2 rRNA genes (1 of these 2 only partly in view) are annotated in these 1,368 nt (G+C 54.6%); both read left to right on the top strand.

Annotated elements, in window-relative coordinates:
* Nucleotides 1-1,006, top strand: a 23S ribosomal RNA gene (locus FH975_RS16155) (it extends 1,954 nt beyond the left edge of the window).
* Between the two features lie 126 nt (nt 1,007-1,132).
* Nucleotides 1,133-1,247: ribosomal RNA gene (rrf, locus tag FH975_RS16150) — 5S ribosomal RNA — on the top strand.
* The last annotated feature ends 121 nt before the right edge of the window (nt 1,248-1,368 follow it).

Genomic DNA, 1,368 nt, shown 5'->3' with positions numbered 1-1,368 from the left:
GTAAACGGCGGCCGTAACTATAACGGTCCTAAGGTAGCGAAATTCCTTGTCGGGTAAGTTCCGACCTGCACGAATGGCGTAACGACAGCGGCGCTGTCTCCACCCGAGACTCAGTGAAATTGAAATCGCTGTGAAGATGCAGCGTTCCCGTGGCAAGACGGAAAGACCCCGTGAACCTTTACTATAGCTTTACACTGAACGTTGAGTTCGTCTGTGTAGGATAGGTGGGAGGCTATGAAACCATGGCGCTAGCTGTGGCGGAGCCATCCTTGAAATACCACCCTGTCGTGCTTGACGTTCTAACCTGGGCCCATTATCTGGGTCGGGGACCGTGTATGGTGGGTAGTTTGACTGGGGCGGTCTCCTCCTAAAGAGTAACGGAGGAGCTCGAAGGTACGCTCAGCGCGGTCGGACATCGCGCACTGTGTGCAAAGGCATAAGCGTGCTTGACTGCAAGATCGACGGATCAAGCAGGTAGGAAACTAGGACTTAGTGATCCGGTGGTTCTGTATGGAAGGGCCATCGCTCAACGGATAAAAGGTACTCCGGGGATAACAGGCTGATACCGCCCAAGAGTTCATATCGACGGCGGTGTTTGGCACCTCGATGTCGGCTCATCACATCCTGGGGCTGTAGTCGGTCCCAAGGGTATGGCTGTTCGCCATTTAAAGTGGTACGCGAGCTGGGTTCAGAACGTCGTGAGACAGTTCGGTCCCTATCTGCCATGGGCGTTGGAGATTTGAGAGGGGCTGCTCCTAGTACGAGAGGACCGGAGTGGACGAACCTCTGGTGTTCCGGTTGTCACGCCAGTGGCATTGCCGGGTAGCTATGTTCGGAAGCGATAACCGCTGAAAGCATCTAAGCGGGAAGCGCGCCTCAAGATGAGATCTCCCGGGGCACAAGCCCCCTGAAGGAACCATGTAGACTACGTGGTTGATAGGTCAGGTGTGTAAGTACAGCAATGTATTGAGCTAACTGATACTAATGATCCGTGCGGCTTGACCATATAACCTCAAGTTGCCTTGGCTTTACGACAACGTCGTAAGAGCATCCAAGTGCACGCTACGTCACAAGAACTATGCGAGGCTGGCGCCTTGTCCCCCAGGGACGAGTGCGACGCTCCAAAAGCCTCCCTGGTGAAATTAGCGCTGTGGAACCACCCGATCCCATCCCGAACTCGGAAGTGAAACGCAGCTGCGCCGATGGTAGTGTGGCTCAAGCCATGCGAGAGTAGGTCATCGCCAGGGTTTACACCCGAGAACCCCGCTGCATGCGCAGCGGGGTTTTCCTTTTTTTGCAGGCACCTGGTTTCGACCTGGACTTGCGGCAACAACTTCACGAAGAGCTTCAAGTTCCTCAAACAAGTTG

Origin of the sequence: Nesterenkonia haasae (assembly GCF_010119385.1) — a bacterium.
In the GTDB taxonomy this organism is placed as follows: domain Bacteria; phylum Actinomycetota; class Actinomycetes; order Actinomycetales; family Micrococcaceae; genus Nesterenkonia; species Nesterenkonia haasae.
This window is presented reverse-complemented; position numbering and strand designations above follow the sequence as displayed.